The 1,859-nt window shown below is 50.5% G+C and carries 2 protein-coding genes; both read right to left on the bottom strand.

Annotated features, from left to right (window positions below; genetic code table 11):
- Positions 1 to 637 (bottom strand): sulfate ABC transporter permease subunit CysT (gene cysT, locus V7D78_RS17260; RefSeq protein WP_333609687.1); only part of this gene is annotated, 637 nt, incomplete at its 3' end.
- A 17-nt stretch (positions 638 to 654) separates the two neighbouring features.
- Entirely contained in the window at positions 655 to 1,659 is a 1,005-nt protein-coding gene (cysP, locus tag V7D78_RS17255; RefSeq protein WP_333609686.1) for a thiosulfate ABC transporter substrate-binding protein CysP, read from the bottom strand.
- Positions 1,660 to 1,859: the final 200 nt, after the last annotated feature.

Below are 1,859 nucleotides of genomic sequence, written 5' to 3'. Positions count from 1 at the left end.
CCAAACTGCGGGTAAAAGATAACGCTGTACCGGTGAGCAGCGCCGGTTTGATTTCTGGCAAAATCACCTTAAAAAAGGTTTGTAGCGGGCTTGAGCCCAAGGTGGCGGAGGCCTCTTCGTATTCGGGGCCAAATTCTTCCAATACCGGCTGCACGGTGCGCACCACAAAGGGCACGCTGGTAAATACCATGGCGACGACTATGCCCAGCCAGGTATAAGACACTTTAATATCCCACAGCGCTAAATACTGGCCCAGCCAGCCCTGACTGGAAAATATCGCGGCCAGCGTAAGCCCTGCCACGGCAGTGGGCAGCGCAAAGGGCAAGTCCATCAGGCCATCTAATAAAATCCGGCCGGGGAAGCGGTAGCGGGTTAAAATCCAGGCCATCAACAGCCCGAAAAATAAATTAAAAATACTGGCCACCAGCGCTGCTGAGGCGGTGACTTTATAAGAGGCAACCACCCGCGGATCACTGATAATAGCCCAGTACTCCGCCAGGCTAAGCTGTGCAGTTTGGATCACCAGGCCGGTAATAGGCAGTAAAATAACCAGGCTGATAAAAAACAAACTGCTGCCAAGGCTGATGGTAAAGCCTGGCAGCACTCGTTTGCTTTGATTGGCGCTAAACCAACTCATGGATGCACTCTTTATACTTAACGGCGACGACCTTCGGCCAGCAGTTTATCGAGTTCAGCGTTATTGGCAAAGTGCTCAGTGTTCACCTGCTCCCAACTGCCAAACACCTGTTCTACGGTAAATAAGTTAGTCGGCGGGAACTGCGCGGCCACTTCAGTTTTAACGGTTTCATCGTGTACCCGATAGTAAAAGCTGGCTAACAGCCGCTGCGCCGGCTCGCTGTATAAAAACTCCAGATAGGCTTTAGCTTGTTGTTCGGTGCCATTACGTGCCACGTTGCGATCTATCCAGGCAACCGGAAACTCAGCCAGTACATTGGTCGGTGGTACTACCCGTTGCAGCCCCAGGTCCGGGTATTGCTTGATGATATTGTTTACCTCTGACTCAAAGGTGATCAACACATCGCCGAGGTTACGGTCGATAAAAGAGGTGGTTGCGCCACGGCCGCCGGTATCAAACACCGCGACCCTCGATAAAAATTCAGCCATCCAGGCGCGGGCGGCACTGCGATCATCGCCAAAGCGTTGCAGCGCATCACCATAGGCGGCCAGGTAGGTATAGCGGGCATTGCCTGAGGTTTTTGGGTTAGGGAATACCAGGGTAACGCCTTCTTTGGTTAAATCCTGCCAGCTGGCAATACCCTTAGGGTTATCTTTGCGTACCAAAAATGCCATGGTCGAGTAATAAGGCGAGGCATTATTCGGTAAGCGCTCGCGCCAGTTGGCGGGTAATAGGTTGCCGCGCTGGTGCAAAATATCAATGTCAGTGCTTTGGTTAAAGGTCACCACATCGGCTCTTAGTCCCTGAATAATAGCCTGAGCCTGGCGTGATGAACCGCCATGCGACTGATTAATGCTTAGGGTTTCGCCGCTTTGCTGCTGCCAGTGCGCAATAAACAGCGGGTTTATCTCGGCAAATAACTCACGGGCAATATCATAGCTGCTATTTAGCAGCTCTTTAGCCTGCAGCGGGGCTGCTAATTGTGACAGCAGCAAGGCTGCAGAGATCCATAAGGTACGCATAATCACTCCAAAAAGCCTGTAAATTGACATTAATAGCTGTCAGTTTAATATGCTTTATAGTTACCACAAGCCATTATGCTAGTACGTTTAATTATATATAAGATGGGATCTGCATAATCGTTATTACTGTAGCAGCGGCTTAAACCAACGCTGCTGCAGTTGCTGCCAAACTATGCGTAAAATTAAGCCGGCTAACAGCA

The sequence above is a fragment of the Arsukibacterium sp. genome (genome assembly GCF_036735525.1).
GTDB lineage: Bacteria > Pseudomonadota > Gammaproteobacteria > Enterobacterales > Alteromonadaceae > Alishewanella.
This window is presented reverse-complemented; position numbering and strand designations above follow the sequence as displayed.